The following is a 15206-nucleotide window of genomic DNA, read 5'->3' as shown; positions in this document are numbered from 1 at the left end:
GGGACCGTGCCAAGGCCTCTGAGCAGGGGTTTTGCCCGTGATAAGCATCACAAATGGATGCCGGATCACCCAAAACCGGGCGTGATTGGTCCAGACCAAATGGAAAAGACGTTCGGTTTTGTTCATGATGCGAGGATCCTGCGAACAGCAAGAAGGAGTTGCCCGTGTCCCACCAGGTTGCTGCGTCGTCCGCCTCCGCTCACAACGACCAGGCCCCGACCAGCCACGCCGAACTCGTGGACTGGGTACGGGAGATCGCCGAGCTGACCCAGCCGGACAGGATCGAATGGTGCGACGGCTCCGACGCGGAGTGGACGCGCCTGACGGACCTCCTCGTCGAGCAGGGCACCTTCAAGCGGCTCAACGACGCCAAACGCCCGAACAGCTTCTACGCCGCGTCCGACCCGAGCGACGTCGCCCGCGTCGAGGACCGCACCTTCATCTGCTCGGAGAAGGAGGAGGACGCGGGGCCGACCAACCACTGGGTCGCGCCGGCCGAGATGCGCCGCACCTTCGGCGAGATCTTCAAGGGTTCGATGAAGGGCCGCACCATGTACGTGGTGCCGTTCTGCATGGGCCCGCTGGGCGGGAACATCTCCCAGCTCGGCGTTGAGATCACCGACTCGCCGTACGTCGTGGTCTCCATGCGCATCATGACCCGCATGGGCGAGCCCGCGCTGCGGCTGATCGAGGAGCGCGGCTCGTTCGTGAAGGCCGTCCACTCGGTCGGCGCGCCGCTGGAGCCGGGGCAGCAGGACGTCCCGTGGCCGTGCAACTCCACCAAGTACATCTCGCACTTCCCCGAGACCCGTGAGATCTGGTCCTACGGCTCCGGGTACGGCGGCAACGCGCTGCTCGGCAAGAAGTGCTACGCGCTGCGCATCGCGTCCACGATGGCGCGCGACGAGGGCTGGCTCGCCGAGCACATGCTGATCCTCAAGCTGACCCCGCCGCAGGGCGAGGGCGAGGCGCGGTACGTCGCGGCGGCGTTCCCGTCGGCGTGCGGCAAGACCAACCTCGCGATGCTGGAGCCGACCGTCCCGGGCTGGAAGGTCGAGACCATCGGCGACGACATCGCCTGGATGCGGTTCGGCGCGGACGGCCGCCTCTACGCGATCAACCCCGAGGCGGGCTTCTTCGGCGTCGCGCCCGGCACCGGCGCTGACACCAACGCCAACGCGGTCGAGACGTTCTGGGGCAACAGCATCTTCACGAACGTCGCGCTCACCGACGACGGCGACGTGTGGTGGGAGGGCCTCACCGAGGAGCCGCCCGCGCACCTCACCGACTGGAAGGGCAACGACTGGACGCCGGAGTCCGGCGTCCCGGCCGCCCACCCGAACGCCCGCTTCACCACCCCGGCCGGGCAGTGCCCGATCATCGCGCCGGAGTGGGAGGACCCGAACGGCGTGCCGATCTCGGCGATCCTGTTCGGCGGGCGCCGCGCCACGGCCGTCCCGCTCGTCACCGAGTCCTTCGACTGGCAGCAGGGCGTCTTCCTCGGCGCGAACATCGCCTCGGAGAAGACCGCCGCCGCCGAGGGCACCGTCGGCGAACTGCGCCGCGACCCGTTCGCGATGCTGCCCTTCTGCGGCTACAACATGGGCGACTACTTCGGCCACTGGCTGAAGATCGGCCGCTCGACCGACGCCGAGAAGCTGCCGCGGATCTACTACGTCAACTGGTTCCGCAAGAACGCCGACGGCAAGTTCATCTGGCCGGGCTTCGGCGAGAACAGCCGCGTCCTGAAGTGGATCGTGGAGCGCCTGAACGGCCGCGCCGACGCCGTGAAGACGCCGATCGGGCACCTGCCGACCCGCGCCGCCCTGGACACCGACGGCCTGGTCATCGACGACGCCGACCTCGACACGCTGCTGTCGGTGGACGGCGAGGTCTGGAAGCAGGAGGCCGCCCTGGTACCCGACCACTTCAACACTTTCGGCGACCACCTGCCGAAGGAGCTGTGGGACGAGTACAACGCGCTGGTGAACCGTCTGGCGGAGTGACGCCGCGCACCGAATTCGGAACGGGACCGCGCCCCCTGGCCACAGGGGACGCGGTCCCGTCCGTTTTCGGACTGTTTTTCATGTTCTGTGGCTCGGTGATCGGGTAGATCACGTCCGCCCCTCCGCATCCACCCCACTGGAGTCACCATGACCGTTGAATGGCGCACGTCGAGCCGCAGCCGGAGCGTCGGGAACTGCGTGGCGGTCGCCGCGCTGCCCGAAGGCGTCGGCGTCCGCGACAGCAAGGCTCCCGAGCAAGGCCACCTCCCGCTGCCGCGCCGCGTCCTCGCCCGGATGAAGGACGGCGACCTGGACCTCCGTCCCTAGCTCCCCGGCGCCGGGGCCCGCGCGGGCCCCGGCGTCACCCGGCGGGCGTGACGGCGACGAGGTCGGTCACGCGGGCGCGCAGGAAGTCGTGGTAGATCGGGACGGCCGTCCGCAGCGTCCCCTCCGGCGTGTACGCCAGGTACGCCCGGTCGACCAGCTCCGCCAGCGCCTCCTCCCCGCCCGCCCGCACCGCCCGGGTCACCGACAGCGTCTTGCCCGTCGTCGCCATCTGCGCGAACTGGACGAGGATCCGCCGCTCGTCCACGCCGAACAGGTCGTGCCGCCGCCGCTCCTGCGCGTCGAGTCCGGCGCCGTCGTCGATGACGGTGTTGAGGTGCGGGTCCTCGACCACGAGCCGGTCCAGGTACCGGCGGACGTCCTGCGCCGTGACCAGCCGCGTCCCGGCCCGGTCGTCGTGGACGTGCGCGTCCAGGCCGTTGCGCAGCCGCGCCCAGAAGTACGGGCGCAGCCCGATGCGCGGGACGATCTCGGTCGCGAAGTGGCGCGGCGCGACCCCGGCGCGGCGCGGCCACTCGACGCGCGGCCCGGCCGAGCGGTCGGCGAGCGGGCCGAAGAAGTAGGTGACGCCGTCGGCCCAGGACAGGTCGGCGGGGCACTCGACGGCCTGCCACGTCTTGAACTCGTGGACGGACCGGTGGAAGCGCTGGACCGTCCCGATCAGCACGAGGTTGCGGCCGGCGAGGTTGCCGAGCCGGCCCGCCGTCCGGCGGCCCGCGCCGCCCTGCTCGGGCAGCAGCAGGACGTCCAGCTCGTCCAGGACGACGGCGACCGGTCTGCCGCCGTCGAGCGCGTCGTCCAGGTCGGCCAGCAGTTCCACGACGTCGCCCTCGGACGGGTCCAGCGCGATGCCCAGCTCGCGGCGGGCCTGGCGGGCGATCGTCCGGCAGACCGAGCGGTTCCAGGCGGCGGCGTCGGTCACCGAGGTCGGCGTGTCGCCGAGGTCGATCCAGAGCCGTCCGCGCAGCCGGTCGTCCCGACTGACCTGGTAGGCCAGCGACGACTTCCCGGCCCGCCGGGTGCCGAAGACGAGGCTCCCGGCGCGCGGACCGGAACCGCCGATGACGCGCCGGAGCCGGGCGAGCTGCTGTTCGCGGCCCCGGAACAGGTCGGCGGGCAGCGCGGGCAGCGTGACGTCGGCGCCCTCGTCCAGCGGGGACCGGACGGCGTCCAGCGGCACGCGCTGTGATCCCACCGTGAGCTGCCCGCCGGTGGTCGTCGCGCGGACGGCGCAGTAGTTGAACGCGCCCTCCTGCTCGACCGCGCAGGGCGCGAGCCGGACGGGCTCGTCGTCCAGGCGCACGTACAGCCCGGCGTGCGGGGACAGGTTGGCCAGCAGGACGCGCGGGGACTCGGTGTCGTCCACCCGGACGACCAGCAGGTGCGCGGCGGCGGTCTGGTCCTCGATCGCGTCCGCCAGCCGCCGCCCGACCGCCGCGTCGAGCGCGGGCGGCAGCGTCAGCGCCTGCGCCATGCGCGCGGACTGGCCCGGGTCGTGCAGCAGCGGGCCGAGCGCGTCGGCGAGGTCGCCGAGGACGGCGGGCGCGACGGCCGGCCCCCGGTAGAGCTGCGCGAACCGGGGCGGCAGCGGGACGTTCCGCACCGCCATGTCCGAGCTGTGCCGCCGCGTCCCGGTCATGACGGGCTCCTGGCGCGGACGCAGCAGGGTCAGCAGGTCCACGACGTCGGCGGCGGAGACCGCGACGCCGTGCGGCGGGTCCAGCGCGGGCCGGGCCAGCCAGCGGATCCACGGGATCCGCCGCGCCAGCCGCTCCCACTCCGGGCGCACGGCCGGCGGCAGCGCCTGCTCCGACAGCGTCGGCTCGCGCCGCTGGGGCTGCCGCGCGCGGCCGAGGTACTCGCGCAGGTGCCGGACGATCCGCTGCCACGCCCACGGCCACGTCTCGGTGGACGCCTGGTTGAGCGCGACGAGGTAGGCGGTCAGCGCGTCGGCGAAGACGCCCGGGTCGGTGTCCTTGCGCTTGAACCGCCGCTCCAGCTCGCGTTCCAGGACGAGCAGCGCGACCGCCTGCGTGCCGTAGTGCCGCTCCTCCAGGTCCTCGACGCCGACGCGGGGGAGCGCGCTCTGCACGGCGGGCAGCGGCGGCGGGTCGGACTGGGTGCGCAGGACGGTCGCGACGACGTGGTCGACGGCGTCCCGGTCGATGGGCGTGCGGCGTGCGCCGAGCCAGTCCACGGCGCGCCGCCGGGTGGCCTCGACCGCCGCGTGCGACCCGCCCCAGGCGTCGCGGGTCGCGACGGCGTGTCCGGCCAGGCCCGCGGTGAAGGCGGCGATCCGGTCCAGGGCCGTTCGCGTGTCGACGCCGGGGCACGGGTCGTGGACGAGCGTCCGCCCGTCGGCGCGCAGGGCCACCCGGCGGGCCGCGCCGGGGGGCGAGGCGGCGGGGTCGAGCGGGACCGTCCATCCGGCCGCATCGCTCTGGACCGGCATGCCGGGGACGGGCGTCCAACCCGGACCCCGGTCGATGAGGACGCCGTCCGGGCCGTCCGGCGGGGCCGCGAGACCGGCGGCCAGCGCGAGCGGCGCGCCGATCGGAACGACCGGATTGCCGTTCTTGTCGGTCGAACGCGCGCCGTCCAGCAGCGGCGACGCGGGCTCGATCACGTGGACGGCCCCGCCCACGGCGCTCCGGTCCCACACGAACGCCGCCGAGCCGTCGCACGGGACGTGGGTGTGGGGCGCCCGGTCGCCGACGCGGCGGTGGAACGTCCCGTCGGGCCGGACGGTGGCCGTGAACAGCGGCTGCTTCGCCAGGACCGTCGTGAGGACGGCGATCGCGGCGGGCGCCGTCCGGGTGAACAGGGCCAGCAGGAGCAGCAGTTCGGTCGCGGCCTCGCCCGGCGCGACCGGCGCCCCCGACCGGTGGTGCTCCACGACGCAGGGGCCGTCGGCGTCGTCGGTCCGGAGCGTGACCGGGCCGAGCGCGGCGGGCTCGTTCCAGCGCGGCGGCGCGAGCGCGGCGTCGTACCAGGCCCGCTGCGGCGCGACGACGGTCCCGGACGCGGTGCGGACCGTCCAGACCGGGCCGGTGGGCTCGGCGGGCGGCAGCGCGGCCAGCCGGGCGAGGACGTCGCCGGCCGGGACGGTGTCGGCGAACCCGGCGAGCAGCGGGTGGTCGACGTCCACCAGGACCAGGCGCCGGTCCGCCGCCGTGTCCCACACGGCCAGCACCGACACCGCCGCCCAGGCCAGCACGGACGGCTTGGCGGCGCAGAACCGTCGTCCCCGCAGGACCGACGCCAGCCGGTCGAAGCCCGTCACCGCGCGCCGCCGGGCGGGGTGCGCCGCCGCACCTCCGGCGGGCGCCGCTCCCTGAACGTGTGCTCGATCAGCCGGTCGCCGCCCGCCAGGCGCCGCCGCAGCGCCCCCGACGCCTCCCACGGCGTGCAGACGGTGACCTGGTCCAGCGCGCCGACGACGTCGAGGATGAACGGCGCGTCGGCGTCCCCGGTGGCGAGCACGAACCGGGCCAGCGGGTTGCGCTGCGCCTCCCGGGCGACCTCGGCGGTCATGAGGTTGTCGTCGCTGCCGTTCTTCCCGCTCCGCGCCTTCCTGCGCAGCGGCGCGGGCGGGTACAGGCGGCGGCCGGGCGTCGCGGCGCCGACCGTCCGGTCGATGCGCTCCTGCGAACGGCCGACGAGCCACACGTCGTCGGCGGCGACGCGGTGGGCCGCGCACAGCCGCCGCAGCCAGGCGCCGACGCGCGGCTGAAGGTAGGCGTCCACGTCGCCGGCGTAGCGGTCCGGCGCGACCTCGGCGTGCCGCTGGAACGGCATCCGCAGGTTCTCGGTGTCCACGACGAGGAACCGGCGGGTCAGCAGGTCCCGGACGAGCGGCGCCGGACGGCCCGGATCGTCGAACGCGTGCGGCAGCCCGAACGCGGCGGGCTCGCGCAGCCGGTCCAGCTCTTGTACCAGGTAGTCGAGCGGCGCGCCGCCGAGCATCCGCACCTCGGGCCGGACCGCGAGGCAGGGCAGCAGCGCGGCGTCGAGCAGGACGGGCAGCCGGCGCTCCCGCACGTCCTGCGCGGCGTCGGAGGTCCAGCCGCCGTGCGCGCGGGCCGCCGCGGCGGCCTCGGTCAGCAGCCACGGCCAGCCGCCGCACGCGTCCGCCGCCGCGCGGGCGTCGGCGTCGGGCAGGCCCGCGCCGCGCAGCAGCGCCTCGCTCTCGGCGCGGCCGAGCAGCGGGAAGCGCTCGGCGGTGAAGGAGCGGGTGACCAGCCGCGACAGCCGCTCGAACGTGGGCCGCTGCTCCCGCCGGGTGAAGTATTCGAGGTCGCTGACGTCCGGCAGCGAGGTGACGAGCACCAGGCCCAGGCACGCCGCGCCCGCGCGGGTCGTGGCCTGGCCGAGGCAGAACCGGACGAGCCGGTCCAGCACCTCGTAGCAGCAGTCGCCGATGGGCGCGCCGCGCTCGACGGCGGCGTCCCAGTCGTCCACGACGAGCACCGGGCCGTGGTCGAGGGCGTCGAGACGGTCCTCCAGGTCGTCCAGGGGGTCGCCGCCGGGGGTGCGCTCGACGTCCAGCACGGCGAACAGGTCGGCCCAGACCTCGTCCATCGACCGGGCCCGCGCGACGCGGCGGACGTCCCACAGCGCGACCGCCTTCGGGTCGGCGTCGGCGAGGCTCCGGAACCAGGTCGTCTTCCCGGTCCCGCGTGCGCCGACGACGGCGGCGTGGACGAACCCGCCCCGCCGCGTCACCGCGTCCCACCACCGCGCCACCGCGCCTTCCGATGATTCCGACGACATCGGGCCACTCCCTGTGAACGTGCGGGTTGGCGGGGAGATGCACACCCTATGGCCGTCCGGGCGGAATCGACCGTCGGCCGCGGCACGGACGGCCGGTTCCGGAAAGACGCCGCACGCGAGGACAGAGCGATCGGGCGGCCGGGGGTAAAATCCCGCGCCCGCCTTGTGGGGAAAGGGAACAAAGGCTTGGTTTTATGTGTGCGCGACTCCGGCGAGGACCGTCCGCATGGGGGACGCATCCAGCAGGGACGCCGTGGCCGGTTCGATGTTCAGCGACCCGTTCCGCGGGTTCGACTCCCTGACCGGACGGCCGTTCGAGGCTCCCGAGGCGTGGCGCGCCGACCTCGGCCGGTTCCTCAGCGACACTGGCCGCGACCTCGTCCGGCGCGGGCTGGAGCACGCCGCCCGGCGCGGCGCCGCCGACCTGGACGTCGTGGACCTGCTCGGCGCGGCGGCGGCGGAGGACCCCGCGCGGGCCCTGCTGCGCGCGGCGGGCGCCGAACCGGACGCGCTGCTGGCCCGGATCGGCGACCTCGCCGACGGCGAGCCCGGCGACCCGCCCGTCACGCTGACCCCGGCGGCCAAGCGCGCCCTGCTGGACGCGCAGCGGGTCTCGCGGGCGCTGGAGGCCGGCTATCTCGGCCCGGAACACCTGCTGCTCGGCGTCGCCGCCGGGACGGACACGGCGGCGGTCCGGCTGCTCACCGCGCAGGGCGTCACCGCCAACGAGATCCAGAACGCGCTGCTGGCCCGTCCGTCGCTCGGCGGGCCGGGGCGCGGGCGCGGCGCCGGGCCGTCCCGGACGCCCGTGCTCGACTCCTGCGGACGCGACGTCACCGCCGAGGCCCGCACCGGGGCGCTGGACCCGGTCGTCGGCCGCGAAGAGGTGATCGCCGAGACGGTCGAGATCCTCGCCCGCCGCACCCGCAACAACCCGTGCCTCATCGGCGAGCCCGGCGTCGGGAAGACGTCGGTGCTGGAGGGCGTCGCGCAGCGGATCGTGGACGGCGCCGTCCCCGAACCGCTCAAGGACCTGCGCGTCCTCGCCCTCGACCTGGCCCGCATCGCCGCCGGGAGCCGCGCCGAGACCGCCGACCGCGTCGCGCGGATGCTGGAGGAGATCCGCGGGTCCGCCGGGGAGCTCGTGGTGTTCGTGGACGGCGTCGAGGTCCTCGCCGGGTCCGGGGACGCCGCGAGCCTGCTCATGCCCGCGCTCGCCGACGGGGACGTCCACGTCGTCGCCGCCGGGACGACCGCCGAGTTCCGCCGCGCGGTCGGGCGCAACGCCGCGCTGGACCGGCGCTTCCAGCCCGTCCTGGTCGCCGAGCCCACCCCGGACGGGACGGTCGAGATCCTCGCCGGGCTGCGCGACAAGTACGAGGCCCACCACCAGGTGAAGATCGCCGACACCGCGCTCGACGCCGCCGCGCGGCTGTCGGCCCGGCACGTCCACGGCCGGTTCCAGCCCGACAAGGCCGTGGACGTCCTCGACCGCGCCGCCGCCCGCGTCCGGCTGCGGGCGCTGTCGCCGCGCGACGACGTCCGCGAGCTGGAGCAGCGGCTCGGCGCGCTGCACCGCGACAAGGAGCAGGCCGTCGCCGACGAGGACTTCCCGCGCGCCGAACGGCTCCGCGTGGAGATCGAGGAGCTGCGGCCCCAGCTCGACCGGGCGCGGCGCGGCCGTCCCCGCGACTGGCGCGAGCACGACGACGACGGCGCCGTGTCCGAGGGCGCGCCCGAGGTGACGGCCGCCGACATCGCCGAGGTCGTCGCGCAGATGACCGGGATCTCCGTGGACCGCCTCACCGAGGAGGAGCGCGGGCGGCTGATCCGGCTGGAGGAGCACATCGGCGAGCGGATCGTCGGGCAGGAGCAGGCCGTCGCGGCGATCGGGGAGACCGTCCGCCGCGCCCGCGCCGGGCTCGCCGACCCCGACCGTCCGCTCGGGTCGTTCGTGTTCGTCGGGCCGCCGGGCGTCGGCAAGACCGAGTCGGCGCGGGCGCTCGCCGACGTGCTGTTCGGCGGGTCGGGGCGGCTGACGCTGATCGACCTCGCCGAGTACGGCGAGGCGTTCACGGTGGGGCGCCTCATCGGCCGTCCGCCCGGCTACGTCGGCTACGAGGAGGAGGGGCAGCTCACCGAGGCCGTCCGGCGGCGCCCGCACGGCGTCGTGGTGCTGGACGCCATCGAGCGCGCGCACCCGGCCGTCCGCGAGGTCGTGCTGCGGATGCTGGACGAAGGCCGCGTCACCGACGGGCAGGGCCGCACGATCGACTTCGGGACGACCATCATCGTCCTCACCACCGGGGTCGGCGGGCAGCGGGTTCTGGAGGCGGGCCGCGACAGCCCGGACCTGCGGCACGAGGTGCTGGACCTGCTCGTCGCCGAACTCGGGTCCGAGCTGATCGACCGCGTGGACGAGACGATCGTCTTCGCCCGCCTGGACCATCCGCAGCTCCGCGCCGTCGTGGACCTGTTCGTGCGCGGCACGCAGGACCGGCTCGCCGGGCAGGGCGTCGGGCTGGAGGTGACCGTGGCGGCCCGCGACCTGCTCGCCGAGCACGGGCACCGGCCCGGCGCGGGCGCCCGGCCGCTGCGCGGGACCGTCCGGCGCGAACTGGACGGCCCGCTCGCCCGGATGCTGCTCGGCGGCGACCTGACGGAGGGCGACACCGTCCACGTCGACCGGACGGGCGACGACGTCGCGATCTCCGTCACGCCCGCCGGTTCCTAGCCGCGCTCGGCCGCCGGCGTCCGCTTGGTTCGCCGTCCCCGGCTGACCGCGCCGGGCGGAACGTAGGATCCGATGGCATGTCGCGTCTGGAATTCCGGGTCAACGAGCTGACCGTCGGGCAGCTCGCCGAACGGAGCGGGGTCGCCGTCTCGGCGCTCCACTTCTACGAGTCCAAGGGGCTCATCGAGAGCCGGCGGACGGCGGGCAACCAGCGCCGCTTCGCCCGGGACGCGCTGCGCCGGGTCGCGTTCATCAAGGTGTCGCAGCGCGTCGGGATCCCGCTCAGCGACATCCGCGCCGCGCTCGACACCCTCCCCGAGGGCCGGACGCCGACGGCGGCGGACTGGCAGCGGCTGTCGGAGCTGTGGCGCGCCGACCTGGACGCCCGCATCGACCAGCTCCGGCGGCTGCGCGACGACCTCGACGACTGCATCGGCTGCGGCTGCCTGTCGATCAGCAGATGCGCGCTCGCCAACCCCTACGACCGGCTCGGCGACGACGGGCCGGGACCGCGCCGCCTGCTCACCGGCACGGCCCCGGCCCCCGCACCCGCCGACGCGGGGGAGCCGTCCCTGCCCGACGGCTGCGCGTCCTGCTGAGGGGCCCCGCTCAGGACGGCGTCCGCACCTCGTGCCCGCGCGGGTCGATCCGGCGCGGCGCGGGCTCGCGCCCGGCGGGCTGCGTCGGCGGCTCGCGCGGCGGCAGCGGCGGGATCGCGATCTCGGCGGGCTCGTCGCCGAGCGTCAGGTCCGTCGCGTGGTGGACGAGCTTCAGCCCCGGCCCCTCCAGCAGCTCGTAGCGCGCCTTGTCCGCCGTCACCGTGATCTTGATCCGGTTGTCCCGGTACCGCATCCGGAACGCCAGCCGGCTGATCCCGCCGGGCAGCCGGGGCGTGAACCGCAGCAGCCCGTCGCGCGCCCGCATCCCGCCGAACCCGGCGACCAGGCCCGTCCACGCGCCCGCGAGCGCCGCGATGTGCAGGCCGTCGCGGGTGTTGGCGTTCAGGTCGTGCAGGTCGACCAGGGCGGTCTCGCCGAGGTAGTCGTGCGCCAGCTCCAGGTGCCCGACCTCGGCGGCGATCACCGCCTGCGTCTGCGCGGACAGCGACGAGTCCCGGACGGTCAGCGTCTCGTAGTACTCGAAGTCGCGGGCCTTCTGCTCGGCCGTGAACGCCTCGTCGCACAGATGGAGCGCGAGGACCAGGTCCGCCTGCTTCACCACCTGCTTGCGGTACAGGTCGAAGTACGGGTAGTTGAGCAGCAGCGGGTAGTTCTCGGGCGGCGTGTCCTCGAAGTCCCACGGCGCGTGGTTGGTGAACCCCTCCGACTGCGGATGGACGCCGAGCCGGTCGTCGTAGGGGATGAACATCGCCGCCGCCGCGTCCCGCCAGGACGCCGCCTCCTCCGACGACACGCCGAGCCGGTCGGCGAGGTCGGGGTGGCGCATCGCCATCCGCGCCGCCTCCTGGAGGTTCCGGCGGGCCATCAGGTTCGTGTAGATGTTGTTGTCGGCGATGGCGCTGTACTCGTCCGGGCCGGTGACGCCGTCGATCCGGAACACGCCCTCGACGTCGTGGTGGCCGAGGCTGCGCCACAGCCGCGCCGTCGCCACGACGATCTCCAGCCCGACCTCGCGCTCGAACTGCTCGTTGCCCGTCGCGTCCACGTACCGGACGACGGCGTCGGCGATGTCGGCGTTGATGTGGAACGCGGCCGTCCCGGCGGGCCAGTAGCCCGAGCACTCCTGGCCCCGGATCGTCCGCCACGGGAACGCCGCGCCGTCCAGGCCGAGCTGGCGGGCGCGCTCGCACGCCAGCGGCAGCGTCATGTGCCGCCACGACAGCGCGTCGGCGGCGGCGTCGGGCTGGGTGTAGGTGAGGACGGGCAGGACGTACGTCTCGGAGTCCCAGAACGTGTGCCCGTCGTAGCCCGGCCCGGTCAGCCCCTTGGACGGGATCAGCCGCCGCTCCGCGCGCGCCCCCGCCTGGAGGATGTGGAACAGCCCGAACCGTGCGGCCTGCTGGAGTTCGGCGTCGCCGTCGACCTCGACGTCCGCGCCGCGCCAGAACTCGTCCAGGTAGGTGCGCTGCTCGTCCAGCAGGCCGTCGAACCCGGTCTGCCGGGCGCCCGCGAGCGCCCCGACCACCTGGTCGTGCAGCGCGGGCCGGGACCGGCGCCCCGACCACCCGTACGCGACGTACTTGACGATCCGCAGCTTCTGCCCCGGCTCCAGCCGGGTCGCGATGGTGGTGCGGCCGACGTCCTCGCTGGACTCGTCGTCCACCGAAAGCCGGCCGGGCGCCTCGATCTCGTGCGCCATCCCCGCCGCCATCCGCAGCCCGCTGACCCGCGTGCCGTGGACGAGCACGACCTTGTTGTGCCCGGCCATGTGCTCTTCGCCGACGAGCGGGGCGCGCAGCGCGGCCGTGCCGCGCGGGTCCCGGCCGTCGCCTTCGGGCAGCGCCTCGTTGGCCACCAGCTCCGACTGCACGACGACCCGGACGGGGTCGCCCACCGGCTCGACCTCGTAGGAGATCGCCGCGACGGCCCGCTGCGTCAGCGACACCAGCCGCACCGACGTGACGCGGACGGTCCGGTCGGCGGGCGACGTCCACTCCAGCTCGCGCGTCAGCGTGCCCGCGCGCAGGTCCAGGACCCGTTCGTGCCGGTGCAGGCGCCCGTAGCGGACGTCCAGCGGCTCGTCGTCCACCAGCAGCCGGATGATCTTGCCGTTGGTGACGTTGATGACCGTCTGCCCCGACTCGGGGTTCCCGTACGCGGCCTCCGCGCTCGGCAGCGGACGGGCCTCGTAGAAGGAGTTCAGATACGTGCCGGGCAGGCCGTGCGGCTCGCCCTCGTCCAGGTTGCCGCGCAGCCCGAGATGGCCGTTGGACAGCGCGAACACCGACTCGGTCTGCGCGAGCCGGTCCAGTCGCAGGTCGGTCTCGCGGACCACCCACGGCTCCACCCGGAACAGCGGCCGTTCCGGTTCCTGGTCGCTCACCCTGTGTCCCCCGTCAGCTCGGAAAGATCGTCCACGACGCGGTCGGCGCCGTGCGCGGCCAGCGCGGCGGCGTGCTCGGCGTCCACGCGGTTCACCCCGACGACGTACCCGAACGCCCCGGCCCGGCCCGCCTGGACGCCCGCCAGCGCGTCCTCGAACACCGCCGCCCGCGCCGCCGGCACGCCGAGTTCCCGCGCGCCCTCCAGGAACGTGTCCGGCGCGGGCTTGCCCGGCAGGTTCCGCTCGGCGGCGACGACGCCGTCCACGCGGGTGTCGAACAGGTCCTCGATGCCGGTGACGCGCAGGACCTGTTCGGTGTTGGCGCTGGACGACACCACGGCCGTCTTCAGCCCCGCCGCCCGCGCCGCCCGGACGAACGCGACCGAGCCCTCGAAGACCTCGACGCCGTCCTGCTCGATCAGCGCGAGCACCAGCGCGTTCTTGCGGTTTCCGAGCCCGGCGACCGTCTCGGCGTCCGGCGGGTCGCCGGGCGCGCCGTCGGGCAGTTCGATCCCGCGCGACGCGAGGAACGAGCGGGTGCCGTCCGCGCGCTGCTTCCCGTCGACGTAGGTCGCGTAGTCGTTGCGCAGGTCGAACGGGCGGAACGGCTCACCCGTCCGCTCGGACCGTTCCTTCAGGTAGGCGTCGAACATGCGCTTCCACGCCGCGGCGTGGACCGCGGCCGTCCGCGTGAGGACCCCGTCCAGATCGAACAGGCAGGCCGTCACCTCGTCGGGTAGTCCCAGCATGGTCTCACTTTCGTCGGCTGCCCCGTCTCCCCGATGATTCCGCTCTTTCCCTCCGCCGGGGCGGGCATTCCCGTGAACTCTCCATGATCGGCCCGGCCGCGCCGCGGGTAGGGTCCGGAAGGACACGGGGAGGCAGGCAATGGAGCAGGCACGCATCGGCGTCACGGGGCTCGCCGTCATGGGCCGGAACCTGGCCCGCAACTTCGCCCGGCACGGCCACGCCGTCGCCCTCCACAACCGGACGGCGGCGCGCACCCGGGAACTGGTCGAGCAGTTCGGGGACGAGGGGACGTTCATCCCCACCGAGACCGCCGAGGACTTCGTCGCGGCCCTGGAGCGGCCCCGCAAGCTCGTCGTCATGGTCAAGGCCGGGGCGCCCACGGACGCGGTCATCGAGGAGTTCGCGCCGCTGCTGGAGCCCGGCGACATGATCATCGACGGCGGCAACGCGCACTTCCTGGACACCCGCCGCCGCGAGGCCGACCTGCGCCGCCGGGGCCTGCTGTTCGTCGGCACCGGCGTGTCGGGCGGCGAGGAGGGCGCGCTGAACGGCCCGAGCATCATGCCCGGCGGCTCGGCCGAGGCGTACGCGTCGCTCGGCCCGCTGCTGGAGGACATCGCCGCGACGGTGGACGGCACGCCCTGCTGCACCCACGTCGGCGCGGACGGCGCGGGCCACTTCGTCAAGATGGTGCACAACGGCATCGAGTACGCCGACATGCAGCTCATCGCCGAGTCCTACGACCTGCTGCGGCACGCCGTCGGGCTGGAGCCCGCCGAGATCGCCGAGGTGTTCCGCACCTGGAACACCGGACGGCTGGAGTCCTACCTCATCGAGATCACCGCCGAGATCCTCGACCACGCCGACCCCGAGACCGGGCAGCCGTTCGTGGACGTCGTCCTGGACCGGGCCGAGCAGAAGGGCACCGGACGCTGGACGGTGCAGAGCGCGCTGGACCTCGGCGTCCCCGTCGCGGGCATCGCCGAGGCGGTGTTCGCCCGCTCGGTCTCCGGCCACACCGGGCTGCGCGCGGCGGCGGCCGGGCTGCCGGGGCCGCGCCCGAACTCGGCGGACGCGTCCGCGCCCGGCCTCGCCGACGCGATCGAGAAGGCGCTGTACGCGTCCAAGATCGTCGCCTACGCGCAGGGGTTCCACCAGATCGAGGCGGGCGCCGCCGAGTACGGCTGGGAGGTCGACGCGGGCGCGATGGCGACGATCTGGCGCGGCGGCTGCATCATCCGCGCCCGGTTCCTCGACCGCATCCGCGCCGCCTACGCCGCCGACCCGCACCTGCCGACGCTGCTCACCGACGAGCACTTCGCGCAGGCCCTCGGCGACGCGCAGGACGCGTGGCGCTCGGTCGTCGCCGCCGCCGCGCGGGCCGGCATCCCCGCGCCCGGCTTCTCCAGCGCGCTCGCCTACTACGACGCGCTGCGCGCCGGGCGCCTGCCCGCCGCGCTCACCCAGGCCCAGCGCGACTTCTTCGGAGCGCACACCTACCGCCGCACCGACCGGGACGGCTCCTACCACACGCTCTGGGGCGGCGACCGCTCCGAGGTCACCGCCTGACCGGGCCGCCGCGTGGCGCGGGCAGT

General features: G+C 74.6%; 9 protein-coding genes. 5 read left to right on the top strand and 4 right to left on the bottom strand.

Annotated features, from left to right (window positions below; translation table 11 throughout):
• Positions 1–164: 164 nt before the first annotated feature.
• Together BTM25_RS12415 and BTM25_RS12410 are read left to right on the top strand one after the other, a co-directional pair.
• Complete coding sequence (locus BTM25_RS12415) at positions 165–2006, top strand: phosphoenolpyruvate carboxykinase (GTP) (protein ID WP_103563070.1); 1842 nt, start codon at positions 165–167, stop codon at positions 2004–2006.
• 147 nt (positions 2007–2153) lie between these two features.
• Positions 2154–2333, top strand: coding sequence for a DUF397 domain-containing protein (locus BTM25_RS12410; RefSeq protein WP_103563069.1), 180 nt, complete (start codon positions 2154–2156; stop codon positions 2331–2333).
• 34 nt (positions 2334–2367) lie between these two features.
• Here the strand turns inward: BTM25_RS12410 and BTM25_RS29190 are convergent, their stop codons facing one another.
• Both BTM25_RS29190 and BTM25_RS12400 read right to left on the bottom strand, forming a co-directional pair.
• On the bottom strand, positions 2368–5634 hold the full coding sequence (locus BTM25_RS29190; protein ID WP_146059049.1) for a hypothetical protein: 3267 nt from the start codon (positions 5632–5634) through the stop codon (positions 2368–2370).
• Entirely contained in the window at positions 5631–7124 is a 1494-nt protein-coding gene (locus BTM25_RS12400; protein WP_146059048.1) for an ATP-binding protein, read from the bottom strand. The genes BTM25_RS29190 and BTM25_RS12400 overlap by 4 nt, the downstream gene beginning before the upstream one ends.
• A 226-nt stretch (positions 7125–7350) precedes the next feature.
• On the opposite strand from BTM25_RS12400, the gene BTM25_RS12395 reads away from it, so the two are divergent.
• Complete coding sequence (locus tag BTM25_RS12395; RefSeq protein ID WP_103563067.1) at positions 7351–9858, top strand: AAA family ATPase; 2508 nt, start codon at positions 7351–7353, stop codon at positions 9856–9858.
• Between the two features lie 77 nt (positions 9859–9935).
• Positions 9936–10457, top strand: a complete 522-nt coding sequence (gene soxR / locus BTM25_RS12390) for a redox-sensitive transcriptional activator SoxR (protein ID WP_103563066.1) — start codon at positions 9936–9938, stop codon at positions 10455–10457.
• 10 nt (positions 10458–10467) lie between these two features.
• Here soxR and BTM25_RS12385 read toward each other — a convergent pair whose 3' ends face one another.
• Positions 10468–12861, bottom strand: coding sequence for a glycoside hydrolase family 65 protein (locus BTM25_RS12385; protein ID WP_103563065.1), 2394 nt, complete (start codon positions 12859–12861; stop codon positions 10468–10470).
• A complete protein-coding gene (locus BTM25_RS12380) occupies positions 12858–13610 on the bottom strand; it encodes a beta-phosphoglucomutase family hydrolase (RefSeq protein ID WP_103563064.1) in 753 nt (250 codons plus the stop codon). Before BTM25_RS12380 ends, BTM25_RS12385 begins: the two co-directional genes overlap by 4 nt.
• 139 nt (positions 13611–13749) lie before the next feature.
• Between BTM25_RS12380 and gndA the strand changes: the two genes are divergently transcribed.
• Entirely contained in the window at positions 13750–15180 is a 1431-nt protein-coding gene (gndA, locus tag BTM25_RS12375) for an NADP-dependent phosphogluconate dehydrogenase (protein ID WP_103563063.1), read from the top strand.
• Positions 15181–15206 lie beyond the last annotated feature (26 nt).

It is taken from the genome of Actinomadura rubteroloni (assembly GCF_002911665.1).
In the GTDB taxonomy this organism is placed as follows: Bacteria; Actinomycetota; Actinomycetes; order Streptosporangiales; family Streptosporangiaceae; genus Spirillospora; species Spirillospora rubteroloni.
This window is presented reverse-complemented; position numbering and strand designations above follow the sequence as displayed.